At 70.2% G+C, this 3,301-nt stretch carries 4 protein-coding genes; 1 reads left to right on the top strand and 3 read right to left on the bottom strand.

All coding sequences use genetic code 11. The annotated features are described in order from the left end of the window. Positions 1 to 204: 204 nt before the first annotated feature. The 3 genes from rpmE to QZY48_RS15910 all read right to left on the bottom strand — a co-directional run bounded on the left by rpmE (position 205) and on the right by QZY48_RS15910 (position 2,312). Positions 205 to 405 carry a 50S ribosomal protein L31 gene (rpmE, locus tag QZY48_RS15900; RefSeq protein ID WP_100919076.1) on the bottom strand — a complete coding sequence of 67 codons (201 nt, stop codon included), beginning with the start codon at positions 403 to 405 and terminating at the stop codon, positions 205 to 207. Positions 406 to 471: 66 nt separating this feature from the next. After that, the gene (gene hemW / locus QZY48_RS15905) at positions 472 to 1,731 is read right to left on the bottom strand and encodes a radical SAM family heme chaperone HemW (protein ID WP_366929709.1); all 1,260 of its coding nucleotides are present in this window, start codon (positions 1,729 to 1,731) and stop codon (positions 472 to 474) included. Next, positions 1,728 to 2,312 (bottom strand): hypothetical protein, encoded by a 585-nt coding sequence (locus QZY48_RS15910; protein ID WP_295432582.1) that lies wholly within the window; start codon positions 2,310 to 2,312, stop codon positions 1,728 to 1,730. Before QZY48_RS15910 ends, hemW begins: the two co-directional genes overlap by 4 nt. Positions 2,313 to 2,481: 169 nt before the next feature. On the opposite strand from QZY48_RS15910, the gene phoB reads away from it, so the two are divergent. Then, positions 2,482 to 3,168: a phosphate regulon transcriptional regulator PhoB gene (gene phoB / locus QZY48_RS15915; protein ID WP_295432585.1), complete on the top strand. Its 687-nt coding sequence runs from the start codon at positions 2,482 to 2,484 to the stop codon at positions 3,166 to 3,168. The last annotated feature ends 133 nt before the right edge of the window (positions 3,169 to 3,301 follow it).

Here is a 3,301-nt window from a genome sequence, read left to right on the forward strand (position 1 = left end):
CGTAGGGCGGAACGCGCAGCGGTTCCGCCATCTTCGGCGTCGGCGCCATGGCGGATCGCCCTGCGGGCATCCGCCCGGCACCGCGCAACAGCAGGCACCGTCGCGCGTTAGGGCGCCTTCGGTACGCCGCGCCGGGGCCTGGGACCGAGCAGGTCCTCCAGGTGCGCAGCACCGGAAGACGGCGCGCGCGGGAACGCGCGCCGTCTAGCGCGCGTACTTGCGGCGGAAGCGGTCGACGCGTCCGGCGGTGTCGACGATCTTCTGCTTGCCGGTGTAGAACGGATGGCAGGCGGAGCAGACCTCGATATGCACGTCCTTACCCAGCGTGGAGCGGGTCTGGAACTCATTGCCGCAACTGCACGCCACCTTCACGTCGCCATAGGCGGGGTGGATTCCTTCTTTCATGATGACCCTTCTCGCCCTGCACGGGCTCGCTATATATCTGGGGGGAACGCCGAACGCGGCACGATATCACCCCGCGTGTTGTCCCGCAACCGTGCCGCGGCCCTGATCGGGGTCGTCGTCCCCCAGGAAGCGCGTCACCAGGTCGTCCGTGAAGGCGCGGCCGAGTTCAGTGGGCAGGATGCGATCGGCGGTCACCGCCAGCAGCCCATCGGCCAGCGCCGCGGCGACGAGCGGCTCGATCCGCGACCAGGGCAACCCGGTGCGGGCCGTGAAGAGCCCCCGCTCGAACCCCGCCGTGAGCCGCAAGGCGTTGAGTGCGAACTCAAAGACCCGGTCGGCGTCGCTCAGGTCGCGCGTGCTGCTGCACAAGGCCGCTGGCGGTGACGCGAGGTAAAGCGCCGGTCGCTCCCACTTGGCGGTGCGCCGGATGGTCCCGGAGCGCGGGTCGGTGAGCTTGCCGTGGGCGCCGGCCCCGATCCCCAGATAGTCCCCGAAGCGCCAATAGTTGAGATTGTGCCGACACTGCCGCCCGGGGCCGGCGTAGGCCGAGACCTCATACTGGGAGTACCCCGCCTCACCCAGCCGCGCCCGCCCGGCGGCGGCCATGTCGGCGGCCAGGTCGCCGTCCGGGAGCGGCGGGGGGGCGCGGTGGAAGGGGGTGTCGGGCTCCAGGGTGAGCTGATAATAGGAGATGTGCGCGGGCGCCAGCTCGATCAGGGCCGCCAGGTCCGCCGCGGCCTGGGCCAGGGTCTGCTGCGGCAGGGCGAACATCAGGTCCAGGTTCAGGTTGTCGATACCGGCGGCACGGGCGGCACCGATGGCGGCGCGCGCCGCTGCCGGGTCATGGATACGCCCGAGCCGCGCCAGCATCCCGGCATCCAGGCTCTGGACCCCGATGGACAGACGATTGACCCCGGCCTGCCGGTAGGCACCGAAGCGCGCGGCATCGGCCGCGCCGGGATTGGCCTCCAGCGTGATCTCGCAGTCCGGCGCCACTGCCGTGCGCGCCCGCACCCCATCCAGGAGACGCTGGATGGCTGTCCCGGGGAACAGGCTCGGGGTCCCGCCGCCGATGAAGATGCTGGTCAGTGGGCGCCCGGCCGCGGGCTCGCACAGGTCCTGCTCCAGGTCCGCCAGCAGCCGTGCCACATAGTCCGCGAAGGGCGGCGCGACGCCCGCGGGGTGGGAGTTGAAGTCGCAGTAAGGACATTTGCGCAGACACCAGGGGGTGTGGATATAGAGCGCCAGGGGCGGAGTCCGCAGCCCACCGGGGAGGTCCGCGGGCCGCAGCCGCAGACCGCGCGCGGGGTTGTCCCGCGGATTCACGTCTGGTCGCGCGCGGGCGGCCGGGTCAGCGCCGCGTGATCGCCCCATTCCCGGGTATGGCGCGCCCGGTCCCCGGCCGGCAGGTCCTGGATGAATGCGCGAGGTCTCATGGTATCTTGCCGCGTCCTTTGCGGACTTGTGGGGGAGGATGGTGCTGGGACGCGCGGGAGGCCGCGCCCGGGCGGTGGCGAGGGCACCGTGCGCTCAGGCGGGGCGCCGCCGGGCGGCAGGGGCGTCGTGCGCTTGCGAGTGTCGCGCCGCCGCCCCGCGGCCGTGCGGATGCGGACCAGGCGCCAGGTCTGTACCACCACCTGATCGACCAGCCAGGCATTGAGCGCGATGGCGAACCCGGTCAGGACCAGAAACAGCGCCTGCTGAACCACGCCGCCGAGCGCCGAATGGGGCGGCTCCAGAAACCCAAGCAGCAGCACCGACCAGGGCAGGGCCGCACCGGCGAGGAAGAATGCCTCACGGTCGTATCCGGGCGGCAGGACCGCGAGCACGCGCTCGAAGACGAGACCGGCGAGGAAGTACCACAGCACCAGGGCCAGGGTAATTTCGATCAGGCGCTTACCGTTCATGAGGCGTCGATTGTAGCGCGTTCGCCAAGCGCGTGGCCAAGATGCCGGACGCCGCGCCGGCGGCGGACTCGCCGACGGGCCGCGCACCGTCATTGAACCGTAACCGCCCGGAAATACAATTGCGCCAACGCGACCGCACCCAACCGGACCCCACGGGGACCCAAGCACCATGGCCAGCATCCTGATCGTCGACGATGAGCCCGACATCCGCGCGGTGATCCGCTTCGCGCTCGAGGGCGCGGACTTTCGCTGCCTGGAGGCGGGCCACGCGGACGAGGCGCGCCGCCTCCTGGCCGCCGAGGACCCGGACCTGATGCTGTTGGACTGGATGCTCCCCGGGCGTTCCGGCCTGGAACTGGCCCAGCAGCTCAAGCAAAACCCCAAGACCAGGGCCCTGCCCATCATCATGGTGAGCGCCCGCGGCGAGGAGGAGGACCGCATCAAGGGGCTGGACACCGGGGCCGACGACTATATCGCCAAGCCCTTCTCCCCCCGGGAACTGGTCGCCCGCGTCAACGCCGTGCTGCGCCGCACCCGGCCGGACGATGCGGCCGATGCGGTCGAGGTGGACGGGCTGCACCTCGACCACATCAGCCGCCGGGTCAGCGTCGGGGGCCAGCCGGTCGAGGTCGCGCCGACCGAGTACCGGCTGCTGCACTTCTTCATGACCCACACCGAGCGCGCCTTCAGCCGCTCCCAGTTGCTCGACCAGGTCTGGGGCGATCAGGTCTATGTGGAGGAGCGCACGGTCGACGTGCATGTCCGCCGCCTGCGCAAGGCCCTGGAGGCGAGCAACCACGATCGCCTGCTGCAGACGGTGCGCGGGGTCGGCTACCGCTTCTCGGCCAAGCCCTGAGAGGGTATAGACAAAATCTACCTGGCCGATATTCTTGCGCGAGTTTACAAGAACGAGGCGCGCAACGATGTCGAAAGGTGGTCGGCCAAAGAAGATCAACGAGGGACAGTATGAGGTGTTGCGCCAGATCGTC

It is taken from the genome of uncultured Thiodictyon sp. (genome assembly GCF_903828115.1).
Lineage (GTDB): Bacteria > Pseudomonadota > Gammaproteobacteria > Chromatiales > Chromatiaceae > Thiodictyon.